The organism is Brevundimonas sp. NIBR11, assembly GCF_027912535.1.
GTDB lineage: Bacteria > Pseudomonadota > Alphaproteobacteria > Caulobacterales > Caulobacteraceae > Brevundimonas.
In genome coordinates this window covers 2,823,791-2,844,025 of the sequence record NZ_CP115465.1, presented here as the reverse complement: position 1 = coordinate 2,844,025, position 20,235 = coordinate 2,823,791, and the positions used below count along the sequence as shown (strand labels likewise).

Annotated in this window: 18 protein-coding genes and 1 tRNA gene; 8 read left to right on the top strand and 11 right to left on the bottom strand. The window is 61.0% G+C overall.

The window, feature by feature from the left end; all coding sequences use genetic code 11:
• Positions 1-3,222 (bottom strand): EAL domain-containing protein, encoded by a 3,222-nt coding sequence (locus O5O43_RS14250; RefSeq protein ID WP_271084556.1) that lies wholly within the window; start codon positions 3,220-3,222, stop codon positions 1-3.
• A gap of 277 nt (positions 3,223-3,499) precedes the next feature.
• Here O5O43_RS14250 and O5O43_RS14245 point away from each other — a divergent pair, with 277 nt between their 5' ends.
• From O5O43_RS14245 to O5O43_RS14230, 4 genes are all read left to right on the top strand, one after another.
• Positions 3,500-3,943, top strand: a complete 444-nt coding sequence (locus O5O43_RS14245) for a response regulator (RefSeq protein ID WP_271084555.1) — start codon at positions 3,500-3,502, stop codon at positions 3,941-3,943.
• A 1-nt stretch (position 3,944) separates the two neighbouring features.
• Positions 3,945-5,183: a TadE/TadG family type IV pilus assembly protein gene (locus tag O5O43_RS14240; RefSeq protein ID WP_271084554.1), complete on the top strand. Its 1,239-nt coding sequence runs from the start codon at positions 3,945-3,947 to the stop codon at positions 5,181-5,183.
• 411 nt (positions 5,184-5,594) lie between these two features.
• On the top strand, positions 5,595-6,767 hold the full coding sequence (locus O5O43_RS14235; protein WP_271084553.1) for a site-specific integrase: 1,173 nt from the start codon (positions 5,595-5,597) through the stop codon (positions 6,765-6,767).
• A gap of 618 nt (positions 6,768-7,385) precedes the next feature.
• A complete protein-coding gene (locus tag O5O43_RS14230) occupies positions 7,386-8,132 on the top strand; it encodes a hypothetical protein (protein ID WP_271084552.1) in 747 nt (248 codons plus the stop codon).
• Between the two features lie 43 nt (positions 8,133-8,175).
• Here O5O43_RS14230 and O5O43_RS14225 read toward each other — a convergent pair whose 3' ends face one another.
• Positions 8,176-9,153 carry a DUF2971 domain-containing protein gene (locus tag O5O43_RS14225; protein WP_271084551.1) on the bottom strand — a complete coding sequence of 326 codons (978 nt, stop codon included), beginning with the start codon at positions 9,151-9,153 and terminating at the stop codon, positions 8,176-8,178.
• A gap of 85 nt (positions 9,154-9,238) precedes the next feature.
• Between O5O43_RS14225 and O5O43_RS14220 the strand changes: the two genes are divergently transcribed.
• Both O5O43_RS14220 and O5O43_RS14215 read left to right on the top strand, forming a co-directional pair.
• A complete protein-coding gene (locus tag O5O43_RS14220; RefSeq protein WP_271084550.1) occupies positions 9,239-9,457 on the top strand; it encodes a hypothetical protein in 219 nt (72 codons plus the stop codon).
• Positions 9,458-9,517: 60 nt separating this feature from the next.
• The gene (locus tag O5O43_RS14215; protein ID WP_271084549.1) at positions 9,518-10,234 is read left to right on the top strand and encodes a hypothetical protein; all 717 of its coding nucleotides are present in this window, start codon (positions 9,518-9,520) and stop codon (positions 10,232-10,234) included.
• A 138-nt stretch (positions 10,235-10,372) separates the two neighbouring features.
• Here the strand turns inward: O5O43_RS14215 and O5O43_RS14210 are convergent, their stop codons facing one another.
• The 4 genes from O5O43_RS14210 to O5O43_RS14195 form a co-directional block, all read right to left on the bottom strand.
• The gene (locus O5O43_RS14210; RefSeq protein WP_271084548.1) at positions 10,373-10,561 is read right to left on the bottom strand and encodes a hypothetical protein; all 189 of its coding nucleotides are present in this window, start codon (positions 10,559-10,561) and stop codon (positions 10,373-10,375) included.
• Between the two features lie 120 nt (positions 10,562-10,681).
• The gene (locus O5O43_RS14205) at positions 10,682-11,245 is read right to left on the bottom strand and encodes a recombinase family protein (protein WP_271084547.1); all 564 of its coding nucleotides are present in this window, start codon (positions 11,243-11,245) and stop codon (positions 10,682-10,684) included.
• Between the two features lie 234 nt (positions 11,246-11,479).
• On the bottom strand, positions 11,480-12,328 hold the full coding sequence (locus O5O43_RS14200) for a hypothetical protein (protein WP_271084546.1): 849 nt from the start codon (positions 12,326-12,328) through the stop codon (positions 11,480-11,482).
• Positions 12,329-12,393: 65 nt separating this feature from the next.
• Positions 12,394-13,713 (bottom strand): DNA cytosine methyltransferase, encoded by a 1,320-nt coding sequence (locus tag O5O43_RS14195; protein WP_271084545.1) that lies wholly within the window; start codon positions 13,711-13,713, stop codon positions 12,394-12,396.
• A gap of 101 nt (positions 13,714-13,814) precedes the next feature.
• Here O5O43_RS14195 and O5O43_RS14190 point away from each other — a divergent pair, with 101 nt between their 5' ends.
• Positions 13,815-14,321: a very short patch repair endonuclease gene (locus O5O43_RS14190; RefSeq protein WP_348637143.1), complete on the top strand. Its 507-nt coding sequence runs from the start codon at positions 13,815-13,817 to the stop codon at positions 14,319-14,321.
• On the opposite strand, the gene O5O43_RS14185 is transcribed toward O5O43_RS14190, so the two are convergent.
• Together O5O43_RS14185 and O5O43_RS14180 are read right to left on the bottom strand one after the other, a co-directional pair.
• Positions 14,318-15,274 carry an O-methyltransferase gene (locus O5O43_RS14185; RefSeq protein WP_348637142.1) on the bottom strand — a complete coding sequence of 319 codons (957 nt, stop codon included), beginning with the start codon at positions 15,272-15,274 and terminating at the stop codon, positions 14,318-14,320. The two genes, O5O43_RS14190 and O5O43_RS14185, sit on opposite strands and share 4 nt — an antisense overlap.
• A complete protein-coding gene (locus O5O43_RS14180) occupies positions 15,271-16,644 on the bottom strand; it encodes an ATP-binding protein (RefSeq protein WP_271084543.1) in 1,374 nt (457 codons plus the stop codon). The genes O5O43_RS14185 and O5O43_RS14180 overlap by 4 nt, the downstream gene beginning before the upstream one ends.
• 411 nt (positions 16,645-17,055) lie before the next feature.
• Here O5O43_RS14180 and O5O43_RS14175 point away from each other — a divergent pair, with 411 nt between their 5' ends.
• Positions 17,056-17,667 (top strand): abortive infection system antitoxin AbiGi family protein, encoded by a 612-nt coding sequence (locus tag O5O43_RS14175; RefSeq protein ID WP_271084542.1) that lies wholly within the window; start codon positions 17,056-17,058, stop codon positions 17,665-17,667.
• A gap of 802 nt (positions 17,668-18,469) precedes the next feature.
• On the opposite strand, the gene O5O43_RS14170 is transcribed toward O5O43_RS14175, so the two are convergent.
• The 3 genes from O5O43_RS14170 to hemC all read right to left on the bottom strand — a co-directional run bounded on the left by O5O43_RS14170 (position 18,470) and on the right by hemC (position 20,206).
• A tRNA-Thr gene (locus O5O43_RS14170) sits at positions 18,470-18,545 on the bottom strand.
• Between the two features lie 46 nt (positions 18,546-18,591).
• Entirely contained in the window at positions 18,592-19,275 is a 684-nt protein-coding gene (locus tag O5O43_RS14165; RefSeq protein WP_271084541.1) for a uroporphyrinogen-III synthase, read from the bottom strand.
• A gap of 1 nt (position 19,276) precedes the next feature.
• Positions 19,277-20,206: a hydroxymethylbilane synthase gene (gene hemC / locus O5O43_RS14160; RefSeq protein WP_271084540.1), complete on the bottom strand. Its 930-nt coding sequence runs from the start codon at positions 20,204-20,206 to the stop codon at positions 19,277-19,279.
• Between the last annotated feature and the right edge of the window lie 29 nt (positions 20,207-20,235).

The window sequence follows — 20,235 nt, the reverse complement described above, 5'->3', positions numbered from 1 at the left end:
TCAGGCGGCCGCCGTGATCGGCGCGAGCGAGACGACCTCGACGGGCCGATGGAAATGGAAGCCCTGCATGTAGTGCGCGCCTGCCACCTTGAGGAATGCGGCTTGCTCGGCGGTTTCGACGCCTTCGCAGACGACCTTCATGCCCAAGGCTCGGCCCACCCCGATCACGGCGTGAATGATCGCCGCTGAGGCTGTGTCCTCGACGCACCGATCCACGAACGACTTGTCGACCTTCAGCGTCCTGAACTTGAGCTCCCTCAAGGCGTGAAGGCTGGTGAAGCCGGCTCCGAAGTCATCGAGCGCGACACCGATGCCGCGCACGGCGAGGGCGTCGATCGTCCGGCGCGCCGCTTCGACATCCAGCATTGCGGTTTCGGTCACTTCGATTTCGATCTTCTCGGGGGGGTAGCCTGCGCGCTGCGCGGCCGCCCAGACCCGTTCGTCGAAGCCTGGGGCCTGGAACTCGGTCGCCGACACATTGATGCCGACCACCAAATCGCGACCCCGCATGTCCTGCAGCGCCCTTGCCAAAACGAAATCGGTCAGGGCGCTGATGTCGCCACTCCGCTCCAGTTCGGGAATGAATATGTCCGGGGACATTCGCCCCTCGGTCGGATCGATCCAGCGGATCAGGGCCTCCACCTTGCCGGATGCCGCTCCCGAGCGATCCACGATCGTCTGGTAGGCAAGGTGCAGATGACCTTCGGCGATTCCCGTCCGTAGCTTCTGACCGATCGGTCTTGCGGCCTGCTCCGGCGCTTCCGCAGTCTCCGAGGTCGAGCCCATGGCGGCAAGAGTGCAGGACAACGTCTCCTCGATCTGTTCGAGGGCGCCAGGGGCGACCCTGCCTTCGCGCGCGCCCGCTTCGATCAGCGAGGCCCGCTGCGCCACACTGGACGCTCCAAGGCTCAGGCTCATGGACTTGAGCGCGTGAGCCGCTCGGGCGAGGGCGTCGAGGTCATCGCCCTTTGCGGCAGCCCGCAGCTCCGCCATGCGCAGAGGAGCGTTGTCCGCATAGAGCCGGTGAATGCGATCGACAAAATCGCTCTTGCCGGCCTGGGCCATGGCCAGAAGCTCGCCGCGCACGACGGGATCGAACAGCTCACCGACCGAGGCGCCCGCTGCGGTGATCGGCTCCCTGATCTGTGTCGTGCGGGTCTGAGCAAATGCGCCGCAGTGGCGCGTCAGCTCGCGCACGAGATCGGGAAGACGGAACGGCTTGTGGATGACGCCGTCCATGCCGCACTCCCTCCATGCTTCGGCGCCGGATCCGACCACATGGGCTGTCAGGGCGACGATGGCGGCGCGAGCGCGCCCGGAGACTCTTTCTTCCTCTCGGATGATCCGGGTCGCCTCGAAACCGTCCAGCTCCGGCATCGAGCCGTCCATCAGCACAAGGTCGTAGGCGCGGTTGCGGAGAAGCTCGACCGCCTGGACGCCGTCGACAGCGTCGTCGGGATCCACGCCGAGTTGGAGCAGGGCTTCGCGCGCCACTTCGCGATTGACCTCGGAATCATCGACCACAAGCACGCGCGCGCCCGGGAAGATGATCTCCTCCTCCACAACGGCGGACGCCTGTCGCAACCTTGGCCGTTCGCCCTTCGAGAGCTGATCGAGGACATCGAACAGATCGGATTGGCGAACCGGGCGAACGAGGCAGCAGACATCGGGACGCGCAGCCGTCATGGCGCTGGCGGACGCCTCGTCGGGGCAGATCACGGCCGCACCGGCCACGGCCTTGTTGGGTCCGCAGACTTGGGGGACATCCGAGTTTTCAGCCAGCGCGATTCCGAGATCCGCGGCGTAACGCGTCAACGCCCGCTCGCTCATGACGTCCAGCCCGCTGGTTCTCAGCCTCCACTGACACGAGATGCGAAGGGCGCCGACAGCTGGCTTTGCTTCAGCGAGGGGGGCGGTGAAGGCGAAGGTCGATCCCCGTCCCAGATCAGACTGCAGATTCCATTCGCCATCCATCGCTCGAACCAGCCGATCACAGATCGCCAGCCCAAGACCGGTGCCGCCGAACTTGCGCGACGTGCTCTGGTCGGCCTGCGAGAAGGCCGCGAAAAGGCCTGGCAGTTTGTCGGCCGGAATGCCGGGTCCGGTGTCCTCGATAGCGATCCGCACGGTTCCGGCATCGGTCCTGTCGATTGCGATCAGCACGCCGCCCTGCTCGGTGAACTTGATGGCGTTGTTGACCAGATTGCTGATGACCTGGCGCAAGCGGGTGGGATCGCCGATCACCCAGCCCAGGCGAGGATCGACGTACACGGCGAGGTCCAGCCCCTTGGAAGCCGCCTTCTCCGAGAAGAGACTTGCGACATCCTCGGCGATCTCCAGCAGATCGACCTCGACCGCCTCCAGATCCATCTTGCCGGCCTCGACTTTCGAGAAGTCGAGGATGTCGTTGATGATGCTGAGGAGCGAATGACCGGACTTTGCGATCACGCCGGCATAGCGCTGCTGGCGGCTCGGCAGGTCCGACTTCGCCAGGAGATCGCTCAACGCCAATATCCCGTTCAGCGGCGTCCGGATCTCGTGGCTCATCACCGCGAGGAAATCGCTCTTTGCCGCATTGGCGCGGTCAGCCTCGTCGCGCGCCACGACCAGGTCTTCCGTTCGGGCGGCGACCTCGGACTCCAGTGTCTCGACCTGGTGCGCGATCCGGGCGTCACGGTCCCGGATGCCGGCCATCATCTGCTGGAAGCCTGCGATCAAATCACCGATCTCTCCGTCGGCCTTGACCGCCGGACTGGCGCGGTAGTCGCCTGAGGTGTGAACGGTACGTACGAAGTCGGCCAGATCCACAATCGGACGGCTGATTTGACGTCCCATCCGGGCCGCAACCAGAAGCCCCGCGACCACGGCGACCATGGCTCCCGCCAGGGAGGTCCAAAGCGTCGACATCACGCGTGACCGAAGCTCCGGCACGCGGCTGAAGAGCGTTATCGAGCCGACCGCTTGCCCCTCGCTGAGCACAGGTGCGGTCACCTGGATAGAACCTGTCGTAAGCACCGACCAGAGCGACAGCCCCCGCCCATCGCCGGCAATCACGGCGTCACGCAGCAAGCGAGCGCCGCCCCCGGTCTCGGCGAGCAGACCGGAGGGCGTTTCCAGGCGCGCGTAGCTGATATCCGGCATCTGGCTCACGGACCGCACCGCGCGAAATGCGCCGGATCGATCGCCAGAGCCGACCGACTCTGCGGCGAGAGAACCGATCACTCTCGCCGTCTGTGTCAGTCGTTCCGTTTCCAGGGACGCCTGACGGTTCAAGTCCATCCAAGTCGAAACCACGCACGTCACGACGAAGGATGTCAATAACGCTGTCAGGACAAGAGCGATAAGCTTGCCGCCGATACTCCCCCGACGTTTATGTTCGATTGCCGACACAGGTGGCCCCGTTGCGATTTTCAGTAATGATACCCGCCGTTAATGACCTGACCCTTAAGGCGGACACCCGGTCGGGGGATCGGCGGGCCGCGAGGTCCAGGGATTGTGTATGACCAGCTTTTTCTACGTCCTGGACGAAGACGCGCGACTTCTGTTCGTCGATGACGATCCGATCCTGCGCGAGTTCGCCCAGGTCAATCTGGCGACCGCGTCTGCGGTGGTCGACGTCGCCGAGGACGGTCTGGCCGCTCTCGAAATGCTTCAACGGCAGCGGTACGACCTGCTCCTGGTCGATCTCGAAATGCCGCGAATGGATGGGTACACTCTGCTCGAACATCTTCGAGCCGATCCGGCGACAGCCTATCTTCCGATCATCGTCGAAACCGGGCGCGAGGATGTTCAGGCCATCGATCGCGCCTATCGCGCCGGCGCCACGGCCTTCGTCACCAAGCCCCTGAACTGGCGCCTTCTGGCATACCAGATCCGGTTCACTCTGCGCGCCGCGCGCGCGGAAGCGACGGCCCGACCCCAGCCGCTCGCGGCCGTTGCCTAGGATGAGCCAGAAGTGCCGACACTTTCTGCGTGCCTTTTCTCGGGACGTCCGTGGGCAGATCGCTGTGATCTTCGCCTTGGGCGCACCGGCCCTCCTGATGATCGCCGCGGGCGCGATCGACCTCATGAAGGTCTCGTCCGCTCGCAACCGCCTTCAGGATATCGCCGATGCAGCGGCCCTCGCCGGCGCGACTGAGCTCGGACTGGCGATCAGCGATGAGGTCGCTACGTCACGGGCCTTGTCGTTTGTGGAGGGGAACCTTCAGGACTGGAAAGACAGCCCGACGGTCACCCCTACGATCAAGGTCATTGAAGACGCGGGACGACGGATCGTTGACGTGCAGCTCAAGGGCCATACGCCGTCTTTCTTCGCCAACATGCTTCCGCCGGGCGGATGGAATTTCGGTGCGACGTCCCAGGCTGTCGCTGTCGGGCTGACTCCGCTCTGCGTCCTCGTGACCGGCGAGTCCAAGACCAAAGTCTTGAACATCAAGGACACCGGCCGTCTGCGTGCGCCCGCCTGCATGGTGCACTCCAACCGGGACATTGTCGTTCGGGGCGGGCGCATCGAAGCGTCCGTCGTACAGGCCGTGACCTCGGCGTCCGGCTCGATCTATCCCGCGCCCGGCACCGGCGCCGCGCCCATCGCCGACCCCTTCCTGGGACTGCAGCTTGATGAAAAGCAGCCCTGTCCGCTGGGAAAGGAAAAGGAAAAGGTCACCACGGGGACCCTCCGACTTGCGCCGGGGGTCCATTGCGGCGGCTACAAGATGGGCGGGGACTCTGTGCTTGTTCTCGCACCGGGGGAGCACTGGTTCCTGGGGGGGCACCTGGAGCTCAGCGACACGGCCCGCTTGAGCGGCACGGATGTCGTTCTGTTCTTCGACAAAGAATCGAAATTCGACTTCAAAGACCACGCCTTAATCAGCCTCGATGGCCGCAAGTCGGGGGCCTACGCCGGGATGGTGATTGTCGCGACACGGGGAAACACCGAAGACTTCGTCATCACGAGCGATCATGTCGAGAACCTTCTCGGCGTCATCTATGTGCCGGAAGCTCGGCTGATCGTGGAAGGTACTGCCGAAGTGGCGCGCGACAGCGCCTGGACGGTGATTGTCTCGCGAATGTTGGAACTGAACGGTGCGCCTTCGCTGGTGATCAACGCCAACTACTCCTCCAGCAACGTGCCTGTTCCCGAAGGTGTCGGCCCGAACTCAAGTGGCGCCCGCCTTCTGAACTAGAGACAGCGCTGCGCGACGGCCGGACCCGATGACGCACGGTTGGTCGAACGAGGACCACCATAGGTCATGGATTCTCCCGGCGCGACTGAGCTCCAGTGGATTGGGCGACGCCCCACGTCAGACCCAGACGCATTCCCAACTGGAAGGCACGTCCGCCCCAGGGGTTCGTCCATGTCCTGCGGGGAGAGGTGGTGCCGCTTAGGTGACTCGAACACCTGACCCCATCATTACGAAAACGGCGGCACAGCTACGGGGGACTACGTGCGGCAACGTAAATCCGTTGCCAATCAGCATCTTGAGCGAAGACGAGTACGTCCTTCTACGGGGAAGAACGTGCCTCTACGACCCCGCGTGCTTCCACATTGCTTCCACGGAGATGGCCCAATAGCGCTGATCGGACAGGAGGTAACCTTGTCCAACCAATCATCCCTACGCCTTTCCACCCGAGTTATAGATCGCGCAGAGCCAGGGCGTACAATCTGGGACTCCGATGTTCCGGGGCTGGGGCTTCTCACCACTCCAGCAGGATCACGCTCATTCATATTTCAGTTTCGCACCATCAGCGGCGAGCAGGGGAAGATTACCATCGGTAGCTATCCAGCGATGACAGTCGATCAAGCGCGGAAGGACGCGCGCGAACATCGTGTGTCCGTTGATAGGGGAGGCAATCCGAGCCGGGACCGACAAGCTGTTCGCAACGCTGCAACCGTCCGAGACTATGCGGCCATTTATCTGACCGTGTGGGCGGCTGAGAAAGCGTTGGCTGACGGGACGATTAGCGCGGCTCGGACTGCGCTGGATCGCTTCGTCCTCCCTCGCTTTGGGTCGCGGAAGATCGATGCGGTCCTCTCATCGGACGTTGCGGCGATGATGTCCGACGCGCGCGATAAGTCCGGGAAAGGACAGGCCAACCGCGTGAAGGCTGTCCTGAGTAAGATGTTCAACATCGCTATTCGCGACGGGGTCATGAGCGTCAACCCATGCAAGGGGGTGGACGGCTACCGCATCGAACGGCGCTGGGATCATATGTCAGAAGTGCAGGTCACCGCACTCCTGTCCGCTTGCGACAGGTTCTCTGATCAGAATGCGGCGAATGTGGTCCGCCTGCTTCTCTTCACGGGAGCCCGCCTTCGCGAGGTGCTGAAAGCCGAGTGGTCGCAGTTCGACCTTCAGAGGGGCTTCTGGATCAAGCCTTCGGCACACACGAAGCAACGGCAGACGCATCGACTCGCCCTGCCTCCGGAAGCGGTGGAGATCGTCCGCACGATGCAGGATGACCCCCTAAGCGACAGGTGGTTGTTCCCAGGAAAAGACCCTGAGAAGCATCGTGGTGACTTCAAGCGACCGTGGGCCGCCATCCTTGAGCTGGCCGAGATAGGTCACTGGAGGCGACACGATCTCCGGCGAACTACGGCGACGTTCATGTTGTCCGGCGGTGAGGACATCACGGTGGTCGGGAAAACCCTCGGACACACGCAGATGCAGACAACGCTCTCGTACGCCAGCCTAATGCCTGAAAATCAGAGGGCTGGACTGTCGCGTGCGGTGAAGACGATGACCGCGCTTCGGGTGTCCGTGAGCTAACCGAAGTCCTAGAGATTTCGCGTCGCATTTGGACCCCGGTCCCCAACAAATAGTCGTGGGGATCGGGTTAACCCTTATGGTCTGATGGGTATAAGGTTTGGGACTGCGAAAACGTTACCTGACGGGACCTGTATGTAACTTGTACATTCAGCCACCCTATAACAAGCGTCTAGCCTTATAGTCCGGCTGAGAGCCCCGCAAACGCTGTCGTGGCGGGACTTCGCGCAGTCGAGCTCTCTTCCGGCCCCTGATACGCCCCAACGTAACCTAACGGCCCCTGGCCGGAAAACCGGACCCCGAAACCCCGAAGACCTGTCCGAGAACTCCCCAAGAAGCGCCGTCAGAAGCGCCGTTCCGCACAAGAGGCGAGCCTTGGTTCGCTAGGATTCGGGGTATCAGGGTCCTATCTTCGGGGTATCGGGGTCCGGCTCGCGAAAAGGTCGGTGCCACCGTTGGACTTGGCTCGGGAGAGCGCTAGTCCATCGCCAGATGAGTGACGATGAGTCTGGTTCTGATGTTCCGTATTCCGGTCGGATGGCGGGGATTGTCCGGCGAGTAAAACATGCTGGTGGTGCCGCCGCTGAACGCCGTTTCCGGCGGACCATGTTGGACCGAGACGTGGCATCGAAGGACGTAAAAACCCGGTCGGAAAAGTCGAGGTCAGAGTGGCGCAATGATCCTCGTCGCGATGAAAAAATCTTCAGATATATCAACACTAAGCTGCGGGCTGGACAGCCGGTTCGAGTGAGCGCAAGTGCTGTTCATTCAGTTTGGCTTTCTAGAAAAACTCTGGCAGACGCGGATCGGGCAGGGGTCCGTATCATTCCCGATGTCTTCTTGCCCCACTGGGATCACTCCAGCCCGCTCATGAAGATGCTGGGATGGGGGCTCGCTTCCCGAAACCTCGAAGCCATCCCGTTCACTCTCAGGGTCGCTCCAGAGGTGATGAAGAACGCCGCCAGCGATCCTGTCGGGGTAGGGCGTCACATGCAGGACCGCCTCGCTCGACATCTCCGTCAACGGCTTCCCAGCAGCACACCCGACTTCTGGTTCGCGGTTGAACAAGGGGGCTGGGATGAGCCCCATATCCACGGCGCAATAGTCGTTCCGGAGGGCGCTCGTGAAAACGTGAGAGCCGCCCTGGCGGGGTGCGGTGGGCCTTGGAGATCGGAAGCGCGTCAGGTCCACTTCTCGCCCCGGCGCAACCTAGTCAAATGGGTGGGCTACTCGACGAAATGGCTATACCGCTCAATGGTGAAAATCGGCGGCAAGGAGAACCTTGTCGGGGCGACGCAGGGCATGAGACGCGAGGCGAAGCGGCTGTATTCCGAAGCTCGCACAAGTCGGGCGGTCCTCTATCCGTGAGCCGCGCTGCGGCTGTTGGGAGCAGGATGCGGGTCCAGCGATGTCACCACTGACGCAGCGGTATCCCTGACATCCACACGCGTTCTTCCGGGTTTGGCACCTCGGCCTTCTCCAGCAGGACCAAGAACGCGTCTCTCATTGCCACTGGATCATCGGTCGGGCCGATGATGACCCGGTGCAATAGATCGGGAATGGCCGCGCCATGGAGGCCATTCTGAGGGTCGTTTCGGAGCGGAAGCTTCTGAATGATTTGGGGGACGCCGCGTACCGGGTGAACGAAGGCTTCGATGACCGGGGAGAGTTCTAGGTTTGGGGAATAGATCACCCGCCATTCTCGCTCTTCGCTGAATGCCGGGTGCTTCGTGCCAAGGACGGTGAAGCGCAAGGCGATGAACATTGTGTTCGCCAGTTCGGCAACGGGGAGCAACCGCATCATGCCGATGTTCCGAAGGATCGCGTCCGCCATCCGGTCGAACTGAGCTTCCACGCTGTGTTGGTCGCCATAGAAGACGGGCGTCGTGTACGCCTTCAGTTCGTTGCTCTCTGACTCCAACGGTGTGCGGTTCAGGATCAGGGCAACTCCGTTTCGGCCCCCGTAAGCACGCCACATGGAGAGCCGCCCCAGATTGTCTTCCTCGGCGTCATGCTCCGACAAGCTGGTCAGATAAGTCTTGGTTTCGAGGTCGCCCTGCCACGACGTGAACAGGGTCGCGATCTCTGACACGGCGCCTTCGTGGACAGCCTCAAGGGCTTCTCGCAGCCTCAAGCCGCCGGGTGCATCCCATGCATTGAAGACGGCGGTCCTGCCGTAGCTGTTCTCCGAGAAATCGTTCATCGTGATCGCGTTTCGCATCCAGACTTCGCTGTTCTGGATGATGCTCATCGCCACCTCTGCGGAGGTGTAGTGAGCGAACCGGGTGTCGTTGGTCTTCACACCGTTCTGACGCTCCACGGTAGCGCCGAAGAACGTGTCCTTGAGCATGGCGTGGAACCGAGCCAGCCCGTCTTCCGTCATCGTCATCGCGTCTTCCCAAACTTCGAGTAACGCAGATAGCGGTGTGGTGTGAACTGGTCCACGCTACAGGTCACTTCGGGAGCATCAGCGAATGTGGGATGGTGTTGCGGTCGTCGTGATCGTAGGCGTGGTCGGGCTGTTCTTCGCCACCTTCTGGATCAAGAACGAAGAGTTTTGGAAGCCCATCCACCGGGGCTTCGTCTGGATCATGGTGGTCGGGTTCATCCTGACCGTTCTCTACTACTGCACCCAGAGCGAGGGTCGGAGTGGCGACGGCTACGACGAACCCACGTATCGGGGGCGACGCTGAACGCAAGCCAACCTTAACCGCCCAAGTGTAGTCTCGCGGCCAATGGCTACTATTGGCAGTTTGCAGTTCGGCACGACCGTCCACCCCAGTCACGACATGATCTGGGATCAGCATAGGAAGAACGTGGGCGGCCTCTGCGTTGGCTGTCGCGGCAAGTGGTACGAGTTCAAAAACTACTACGATCTCCAACTGAGATCATCGTGCAGCCAACGGTATGTGAACAAAGCATCCGCACCGGATGTCGCCATCGGCCATTTTGTCTACGTCGAGAAAGAGCCAGCTTTCAACTTTGAAGAAGAGGTTCGCGTGGTCTCTGGAATGTATTCCGACGAACTGCAACGCCGGAAGGCGGCAGAAGCCGCTGTCAGGGCGGAGAAGGCTAGAGTAGCCGCCCTTGAGGCCGAGACCGCTGCGCTCAAAGTTGAAGCGGACCGTGCTGCGGCATCGTTGGTTCGGACAGGCGAGGAAGCGATCGCCAAGGCCCGCTGGATGGCTCGGCTCTTCAAGGTCGGCCCTACAGTCTATCGGATCTCGGATTGCTCAGGCTCTCGGAAATCTTACGAGTACCTTCAGTACGTCCAGAGACTGGGCGAAGCCGAGCGACGCGACCTGTTGATCCGCTTCCGTGACTGGATGGCCCGATGGCCGCTCAGAGATGCCAACCTGCACATCGACGGCGATGAAATCATTTGCACCGTCGAGACCAGCGAAAGCTATGAACAGATGTACGGGACGTGGCGAAACCATATCACGACCGTGTTTGTAGAGCGGGTCTAGTCGCGACGCAGAAACCGACGTCGGCCCTCCTCCCCGAACTGACATTTGCAGGGTCCGCTTCTGGGGAGCTACCCCGGCCAGCGCGCCACCCCGATGCAGACAAGCGCTGCTGCGAAAATCAACAACCAGCCATGGCATTCACCCCGCAGGGGTGATCGCGCAGCCGAGGGCACCGAGCTGCAGGGCTGCCGCCGTCCGAAGGACAGCGCCGGGTACGCGCTCTTCGACACAGTTGAGGATTTGGTCGGCAGCAGTGTGCGGATCGTTCTTGCGGGCCAGCTCTTGGTCCAGTTCGACCAGCAGCGCCGCCAATGATCGGTCGCTCATTCCATTCTCTCTCGGTTTGCCGACCCGAGTCCGTCATGCCTTCGTTCAACGGCGACGACAAGAAAATGTTCTCTATTCGTTCTGATTATCTGCAGGCTTGCCGATGAGCCCGTATGCCGGTCAGGCCGAGCCCAAGACCCGGTAGACGCTGGCGCGGCTCGCCCCCGTCTCGCGCACGATTTCTGCAACGCCTTTGCCCTCCGCTCTCATCGAGTGAATCTGGGCGCTCTTGGCGCGGGCCGTAGGTGCCCGTCCTTTGTACTTCCCCAGCGCCTTCGCCTTGGCGATCCCCGCTTGCTGCCGTTCCAGCATCAAGCTCCTCTCGAACGTTGCGATCCCTGCCAAGATCGTAAGGACAAGCCGCCCGGTGGCGGTGGTCGTATCCAAGTCCATCGACATGATCCGCACACCAACGCCCTGGCTTGAGAGATCGTCCACGATAGTGAGGAGGTCTTGGGTCCCACGAGCGAGCCGATCAGGGCGGGTGACAACAAACGTATCACCCTCGCGCAGGAACCCGAGCGCGGCCTTCAACTGCGGTCGTGCAGCGTCCACGCTCGACACCTGCTCCGAATATACCTTCGTGCAGCCCGCCGCCTTCAGCTCGGCAATCTGCGCCTCCAGCCCGGCGACTTGGTCGAGGGTCGATGTTCGGGCGTAGCCAATCGTGGCTCCGGTGGTCATGGTTCTGCTCCGCAATGTCTAAGATATTGTGAGACGAACCGTCTCAAAAGCCAAGGGTGATCCTAGTGAGATAGTTTCAGTGGGTGGGAGAAAGTCTCACACGACCACGGTCTTGCGAGACGGCAGGCCAAGCTCTCCCTAGGGGCGTGGGCGGACGTGGCAGAACTTGAAGTCGGGCGCTATGCCGACCGCCAAGAGGTCGCCGCCTAACGGGCTCTCCGCTATCGCTGAGTGCTAGATCTTCGGCAGTTCCGGGGAGAACACGTACTTGGCAGCGAAGGCGATCCCGCTGAGTGCCACGCGCCCCTCTCCATCGATGTCAGAACGCCGGACCGGGTCCAGGTGGATCGCGATCAACTCGCCCTTCTTGAACCGCTTCAAAATGACCGGGATGCAAAACTCAAATGCCGGATCGTCCAGCGCGGCAAGGGCCTGCTTCTCAATCTGTTCGGCGATGATAGGATCACCGATCTTGACTTCGACCGCGACCGCCCCGTGGTGGATGGCGTCATTTGACTTAATGACGGCCTGATAAAGAGCGTCGATCTCCGCACTGCGTAGCTTCACGTTATTTTGCAGGTGTGTGACCTCTCGCAGGCCCCAGCCAACGGCCTTGGGCGATGACGCGAGAAAATGTTCCAGCACGTGCAGCTTAACAACGATCTGGGCGACTGACTGCTCGTCGACCCGAACGATCTCCCTCGTCGTTAATGGGAGACTTAGCGTCTGTATGAGGAAGGTTGGCTCCGAGCCGTCCGGCAGGAAGTCATCCGGAAACGGCTCCTCCCCCTCCGCCAAACGGACGAACTGGAAGCACTGTCCGACGCCGGTGGTCTGCCTTGCTGTGTAGCCCGCAGACCTAATACGCATCGGCCAGAGAGCATTCCGCTGCGGGGATCGCAGATAGTCTTTGATGAAGTTCGCTGGATTGTTCGGAGAGAGCGTGATCGTGCCGTCGGCAGCAAGCGCCCGGATGCTGTTCGCGACCTCTTCAAGCGTTATCAGGGGCCGGTCGAGGACATCAGTGGCGTCGTCGTAGCGGTCGTTGAACAGAGCCTCTAAGACATAGTTTTTCTGAGACATCGCCACCCCTCGGTGGTGGCACATTATCGACGGCTTCGGTGTCGCGCCACACCGAAGGTTGCAGCCTACTCAGCGGCGAACTGAAGCCTATCCGCTTCGATATCTGCCTGCTTCCTCTTCTTTGCGCCGCTTTTCGTGTCTCGGCGGACCACCTTAAAGGTCTTGCCGAAGAGCTTCGAGGCCGAGGCCATCGTCGTAGACAGGAGTGACGGGTCGCCTAGCTTGAGCGTCCGGGAGGGTCTTTCAGGGACTGTCCCTATGGCCTTGATGACCGCCTCAGCGACCGCGCGCGCCAACGGTGGTGGGACGGCGTTTCCGACCTGTCGAGCGCCGTGCCATTTGGTCTGATGCAGCCTGAACCAATCGGGAAAGCCGTGTAGCCGAGCCATTTCCCGGACGGTGATGCAGCGGTCGAACTTGTAGTGGATTGGGCGAGGGCTCGTGAAAGCGCCGCGGGCTGCGTCGGTACCCGCCCGAAGAGTGTTGGAGACGCCATCGGCCCGGAGCCGGAAGAAACGCGAAATTGGCTCGACATCGCCCGGCTTCGTTTCCTTGAACCGACGGCGGGAAATAGCGGTGTGATCCGTCCTTGCGCTCGATGTCAGGACATTCGGTTCCCAGCACCGGACATAGCCGAAACGCCACGACTCGTTCGTCCGACAACGCATTTCCTGGGCATACTCGCTGGGCGTCCCCCATGACGATGTTGCAACGGCATCGGTGAGATTGAGATGCTCGAACCGCTCGGCATCGGGAAGGTCGCTCAAAGCATCGGCACAGCTCGGCCCCTCCTCAGCGGCCCCGATCGATCCTGCAGCCCTTGTAAAAGGCGCCGGGTAGTTCGGCAGGGTGCGGCCCTTTTTTGCTCCCATTAGGATGAGGCGTTCGCGATTTTGGGGGACGCCGAATGAGGAGGCGTTGAGAACCTTCCAAGGCAAGAGCACGTCGTAACCGTGCATTTGGAACTCGGCAATCAGCTCTTGCAGGAATGCTTTGTGCCGCCCGACTGTGATTCCCTTCACGTTCTCGAAGACAAAATAATCGGCGTCGAGCTCTGAGACGATGCGAACGAAGTCACGGACCAAAGAGTTTCTAGGGTCGTCGAGCGCCCGCTTGCCTATAAGCGAGAAACCCTGACACGGAGCTCCACCGAAAACGACGTCCACCTTACGGTCGCCGATGCCTGCCAGTCCGCGAATATCATCACCCGATAGACCTTGGACCGACTGCGCGATTACCGTCGTTTCAGGGAAGTTGTAGGCGTGGGCCGCTGCATGGATTGGATCAATCTCAACCGCAGCGACAACGTCGAAACCAGCTTGTTCAAAGCCAAGGCTCATGCCGCCCACACCGGCGAAAAGATCGATGCCTATCGGTCGGATCATGGCGGCTCCTCGTGCTGTCGGCACCGATGCTAATGATACAGTCGTTCAATGTCGATCGCTTTTTGTTCCCCTACGCATTTTTCTGATGGCCCGCCACGCAGATGAGCCAATTCGACGTTAAGCGGGCTAGCATGACCAAGCGAATGCAGGTGATGAGCGGACCGCCCGTCGATCCTCGTCGCAGCGCGATCATGCGCGCGGTGAAGGGTAAAAATACCAAACCAGAACTACGAGTTCGGTCTGCTCTCCACCGCGCCGGCTATCGATTTCGCCTGCACCGAGCAGACCTGCCAGGGAAGCCAGACGTCGTATTCCCGGGCCGCCGAGCCGCTGTGTTCGTGCATGGTTGTTTCTGGCATCGGCATGATCGATGTCGAGCGGCAAGTACGCCATCTACCCGAACGGAATTCTGGCTTCAGAAATTCAGATGTAACGTCGACCGCGATGAGGCCAATGTCCAATCGCTGATCGCGCTCGGCTGGAGAGTGCATATCGTTTGGGAATGTCAGACCAAAGGAAAGCCTAGTTTCTGGGAACCACTAATTGAGTTCCTGGATGGCAACCTATCCGAGGTCAGCGTTAGAGACCAAAGTTCGTCCGAGGCTTAACTCTCACTGACGACAAAACTTGGGAAGTACCGATAAAATTTCCAGAAAGCGTCGGCCTCCTTCAGAGGTATCGAGCCAAGGGCCAATGGCCCCATCTTCAGAGGAAGCTGGGCCTCCAATCGCTTAAACTCTCCCGCAGTGAGTTTGGGGACGGAGATATGGAGCGGTTCTCCATCCTCTCTCATGAAGTCGAGAGTTTCGAACGCGCAAGCCTCAAACTTGTCGGCTTCGGAGTCTGCGTAAACAATGCCAACCCAAGTCGTCATCATCGCCCCGTCTTGGTAGTTGAAGGCACAAATCGTATGGGCGTGAACCAAATCCTGAGTAGACGCAGAGTTTCGAACATTCAGCGCCGCCTCGACTTCGCTTTCAATCATGCGCCTGGTGACTGAGGCGAAGGGCCAGCCAGTCAAATCCTCCTCGCTCACGTCGGCAGGAATCTGACTGGATGAAAATCGTTCTCGGAAACGATCCATGGCAGAGATTGAGTCATCGACATCAGCCTGGTCGACTTCACGCGCCGCCGAGCAGCGGAAGGACACAGCGAGAAGCGAGCCCGACCGTAGCCGCCCTGCGGCGGTTCGTACGTCACGTAGAGTCTCAGGGCTCATCGCGTCATCATAATCGAGCCAAATGAACTGCCGCTCACCCCAACTCAGCGTGGGCAGGACTTTGGCGGCTCGGTCGAAATGGAGGTCGATGCGGAACGGCACGTTATCGCGCACGCGCCTTTCCGCAGAGCGCGCGCTTTCAATGGAGACCATCTTCTGAATGCCCAAGGACCGATGGAAAAGGATAAAATCTGAGAACCAGACCGATCCAAAACCCACATAGGTGTACTGTTCCGCCGGCTGAAACGCGCTAGTTCTCCGGAATATATCACGGAGCATCCTGCGCTCCGCATACTTCGCAGGACGTATGGAATAGTCTATTTTGCTGAAGCTACCGCTCATGATGGGCGATGTTTAGCCAACGAGAGATCGAAAGTCTTTTCTCCAACGGCCTTTGCCGAACCAACCCGCAACGCTCCCTTAAGAAATTCAACGTCGTCGGTGGTCCGAGAGTATTGGATTTTTACCCATCGTATAACCTCGCCAAGATCTTCGCGTGCCGGAGGGTCAAAGGTTTTTTCTCCAACGATGTGCTCGAACCGGGAATAGGCTCGCTCTTGAACAAACTTAAGAAGAGGGCTCCTCTCTCTCGTGTGCTCCTCGATGTCTCTATCCAGTGAATTGAGAAAATCAATGACAGGCCGCATTAGAGCGATCATTCTTTCACGAGCTGACTGCCATACCGGGTTGTCCTGATCGACATCCGTCTTAGTCGTATTCCAAGGAAGCCGCGTAGAGTCTTCGGAATCGAAACTTATAATCCCGCGGAATCGTGCATACTGGTTATGGAATCCGGGAATTCCTGTCTTTGTAACGCTGTCTTCGACTACGCCCCATCCGGTAATATCGCGGCGATCAGCATCCAATATCAATCGTCCGTTGCAGACAACATACCATCCAGCTAGTCTAGGCAGAGAGTCTCCAAGACCTACAATAATACGAACACGGACGTCTGCGACACCTTGGTCTGCGAACACTATCTCCTCGACGAATGGAGACAGTTTCGCATCGTTAACCACCAAGAGCTCAAGGGGCTGGACTCGAATATCGTTTACAAATACCTCGATGCCTTTAGCGATAAAGCCTCTGTGCTTAGACTTAATCAATGCAATAATTTGATTTTCGAAATACTTTGAACCAAATGTATTGGCGACAGCAGGTCGCAGATTTTTCACGACGATTTCTGTTCCTGGATTTGTCGCAGAAATCGGTGCTTCTGGCGCAAAATCCTCCCACGGGAAATGCCAGTCTTGGTCGTCCTTCTCCCACTCCTCTGCATTGACATAAACTGCCCACTGCTCTCCCTGAGTTGCGGAGTGAACTGTGAACTCTCTCCCGAATTTGAACAGCGCGCGCTTCATACCGACGCCGAACTGTCCGATAGAACTCCTCAATTTCCCAGCCTCTACGGGACGTCCAAATCTAAACGCGTATTTTCGCGCTCTCTCCTTGTCGAAGCCCCCGCAGTTGTCCCAGATCCGGAACCGGTCCCGGCTCAGTTCTATGCGCACCACTCGCCCATCGTACGTTTCGGCATTCTCGCCGAACATCGCTCTCGCGCCATCGATCGAGTTGTCCAGTAGGTCCAAAACCGCTTGGTCGAGCGCGATGTCTTTCGTGAACATGTCGACAAAGAACGCCTTGGTGGGCATCGCGCTGATGCGGGGATCGTCGTCTTTGACAACCGCGTCAGGGCCAGAGATGTCGGTCATATTTTCCCCGGGGTGGCGAGTTTACACAGCCTTAGGTTCACTAGATATCGTCGGACCCTCGGAGGCAAGCTTTAACCCGGTGGTGAGCGGGCCTCTCTGAGGGCCCGAATTATGTGGTCAATTGGCATCCAAGACCGCTAACGCCGGGTGTCAGCCTTGTTACGCGCACCTGTTACGCATAACCTCCAAATCGTTGTGCGAGCGGCTTGAGACCCTGTTATCCCACAAGGATTTAGGCACTTGGTTGAGCCTCCCCTCGGCTCCGCCAGACGTTTTCAGCCAGGGCCTTAAGCGGTCCAACAAGCCACTTCTCTACTGGCGTACCGATTGCGACAATGAGTTATGGCTATCATCCCCGTCGCAGATCGCAGCACCCACTTGGTCCAGCCCGGTAACTCGGCTTGGTCTGACATGTCCGACTACGTCGTGCATTTCACGAAGCCCCAGGGTCACTCGTCCGCTTACGACGGGATTATGGGCATCCTCAGTCAGCAAGTGATCCGCGCGTACAATCCGTTCGGGATCGCTCGGCAGACTGCCCCGAACATCGATAGCCAGCGAGTAGCTTGCTTTAGCGAAACGCCGCTCCACTACCTGTCTCGTATTGTGGATCGGCGATCGCAGTACGGCATCGTGTTCCGGAAGAACTTCGTCGTCTCCAGGGGCGGAAATCCGATCCTCTACGCCTACAAGGACCAGCCAGTGGCAGATGCGATTCGCGCGCTCATGGCTCAAGGACGCAATACGCCGGATGCCCACATCTGGACGATCACGCCGTTCGTCGATGTGGTGGGGGGCACTTACAACTTCGAATGGGAACGGGAGTGGCGGCACGTCGGCGACTTCAGTTTCACACCAGCCGACGTAGCCTTCCTCATAATCCCGCAAGACTCTCATCAAGCCGCGCGGCAGTTCTTTGAGGACGCCGGAGCTGAGAACGTCGGTCCCAACTACAACTGCCCGTTCATTGATGGCCGGTGGAACGAGGCGCAGATCGCAAACCACCTGTCCGGACCGTGGTGAAGGTGGACTGATACCGAGCCATAGCTCGGCCCCGCGCCCCAGTGAGACCTACCGCCGAGGGTTAAGGCGCAAATTAATCATGTAAAACAGTAGGATAAGGGTCGGCGCTTTCCCAAGCGACTCTGCCAGTTGGGGCAGCTAGACCCTCTGTTTCTGGATGGCGATCTGCCAATCCGCTCAGAGGAGACAGAATGGTTGTTGAGGGTTGGCCGGGAGGACATGGGACCAACGCAGACTGCGAGCCAGTCCTGCCCAGACTACTGAACACGAAAGAAGCAGCGCGCATTCTGCGCGTCTCTCACCGGACACTTGAAGACTGGAGACTGCGCGGGGGCGGCCCGCGGTTTATCCTGCTGGGTCGCCGGGTGCGGTACAGAGCTTCGGACATTGAGCTGTACGTTAGTCGACCCACTTTCGCGAACACAGCAGAAGCAAGGGCCGCCTAGCGGAGCTCTCCCGGGCAGCAGAGAGTACGACGTGCAGCCTCGGTTCCTAAAGTCACGGCTCTCGAAGTCGCGAGCTACCGCCCGGCAGATCGGTTCCCAGAATCACGACCAGCCTTCCTAGAACCGTTATGCCCCGGGGCTGCACGGGGGGCTTCGGCTTCGGCGGCTAGCCCCGGCGTGACTTGAGGAACCGTCCAGCCCGTGACTGGACGCATGGACCATCGGGCGCTTGCATTACGAAACCTGTGGAAAAGTGCGGAATAGAAGGCAGCTTCCACATTGCTTCCACGACTCTTCAAAACGAGAAGACCCGGTCGTCTTTCAACGAGCAAGATGCTGAAGTTAAACAGAAAAAATGGTGCCGCTTAGGTGACTCGAACACCTGACCCCATCATTACGAATGATGTGCTCTACCAGCTGAGCTAAAGCGGCCCTGTCGGGTTGCGGCCGGCGAGGCCGCGACGACGGAAGCGGCTCTTTATACGTTGCTCCCCGGCTTGCCAAGCGTCGCTAGAAGGCTCGTTTCGGTCGGGGTGTCGGCGATGCGGACTTCCGCGAAAGGGAGGCCGGCCAGCGGCGCTGCGGCGGCGGGCGAGATGGCGACGGCGATGCGACCTCGCGCGACGTCGGGCGAGAGGCGGCCGGCCAGTGCGCGGGCGGCGCGCGGCGAGTGGATCAGGACGACGTCCCAGGTCTGGGGCAGATCGGTCCCGCTGTCGCGCGTCTCGTAGACGGCGACCGACATGACGCGGGCCATGTCGCCGACGAGGGCCGCGAGGTCTCCGGCCGGCTCGGCGGCCGAGGGATGGAGGACCGTCAGGCCGGTCGCTTCGGTGCGGAGCAAGCCGGCCAGAGCGCCGAGGTCGCCGTCGGCGGAACGGACCCTGGTGAAGCCGACCTTCCGCGCCGCAGCGGCGGTGGCGTCGCCGACGGCGAAGACGGGCAGGTTGCGGTCGCCCGATCGCTCAGCGAACAGCGTGACAGCGTTGCGGCTGGTGAAGGCCAGGGCGCCGAAGTCTTCCGTATCGGGTCGAACATCAAGCGGATGGAGGGTCAGAACGGGCGCCGCCAGCGGGCTCAGGCCGAGGGCGGAGAGGCGCTCGGCGGTCTGGTCGGCGCCGGGTTGGGCGCGGGTGATCCAGACGGTCCGGATCGGGATCATGTCAGCCGGAGAAGGTCTGGTCGCCCGCCGCGACGTGGACCTGATGCCCCAGCTGTTCGCCGAGCCCGCGCGCGGCCGCCTCGCCCTCGACGAGAGCCGAGGTCCCGGCGCGACGCCAGCGGGCCGTGCCGTCGGGGGCCAGCATCTCGGTGGTCAGGGTCAGGTGGTCGGCGTCGAGCGTCGCGTGGGCGCCGACGGCGGTGCGGCACGAGCCCTCCAGCGCGACCATGGCCCCCCGCTCGGCGGCGACGGCGAGGGCGGTGGGCGCGTGGTTCAGGGCTGCGACCCAGGCATGGTCGGTGTCGTGGTCGCGCGTCTGGAGGGCGAGGGCGCCCTGGCCGGGGGCGGGCAGGAAGGCGTCCAGCGACAGGTATTCCCGCACGGCCTCGGTCCGACCCAGACGGTTCAGCCCGGCGGCGGCCAGAAGAATGGCGTCGAATTCGCCGTCGGCGGCGCGGCGCAGGCGGGTGTCGATGTTTCCGCGCAGCATCTCGATCTCAAGATCGGGACGCAGGGCGAGGGCCTGGGCCTGACGCCGCAGGGAGGCGGTGCCGAGGCGGGCGCCGTGGGGCAGGGCGTCGAAGCTCGGCCAGTCTCGGCTGATGAAGGCGTCACGGGCGTCCTCGCGCTCGGGGATGGCGGCGATGGTCAGGCCGGGGGGCTGTTCGGCGGGGACGTCCTTCATCGAATGGACGGCGATGTCGATGCGGCCGTCGATCAGGGCCTCCTCGATCTCCTTGGTGAACAGGGCCTTGCCCCCGACCTCCATCAGGCGGCGATCCTGGATGCGGTCGCCGGTGGTGACGATCTCGACCAGCACGACCTGTTCGAGCGTCAGGTCCATGGCGGCGGCGATGGCGCGCTGCATCATGCCGGACTGGGCCAGGGCCAAGGCGGAACGACGGGTGCCGATGCGGATGAGGGGGGCCATGGTTGCGTGGGTCCGGCGGGGTCGCTACC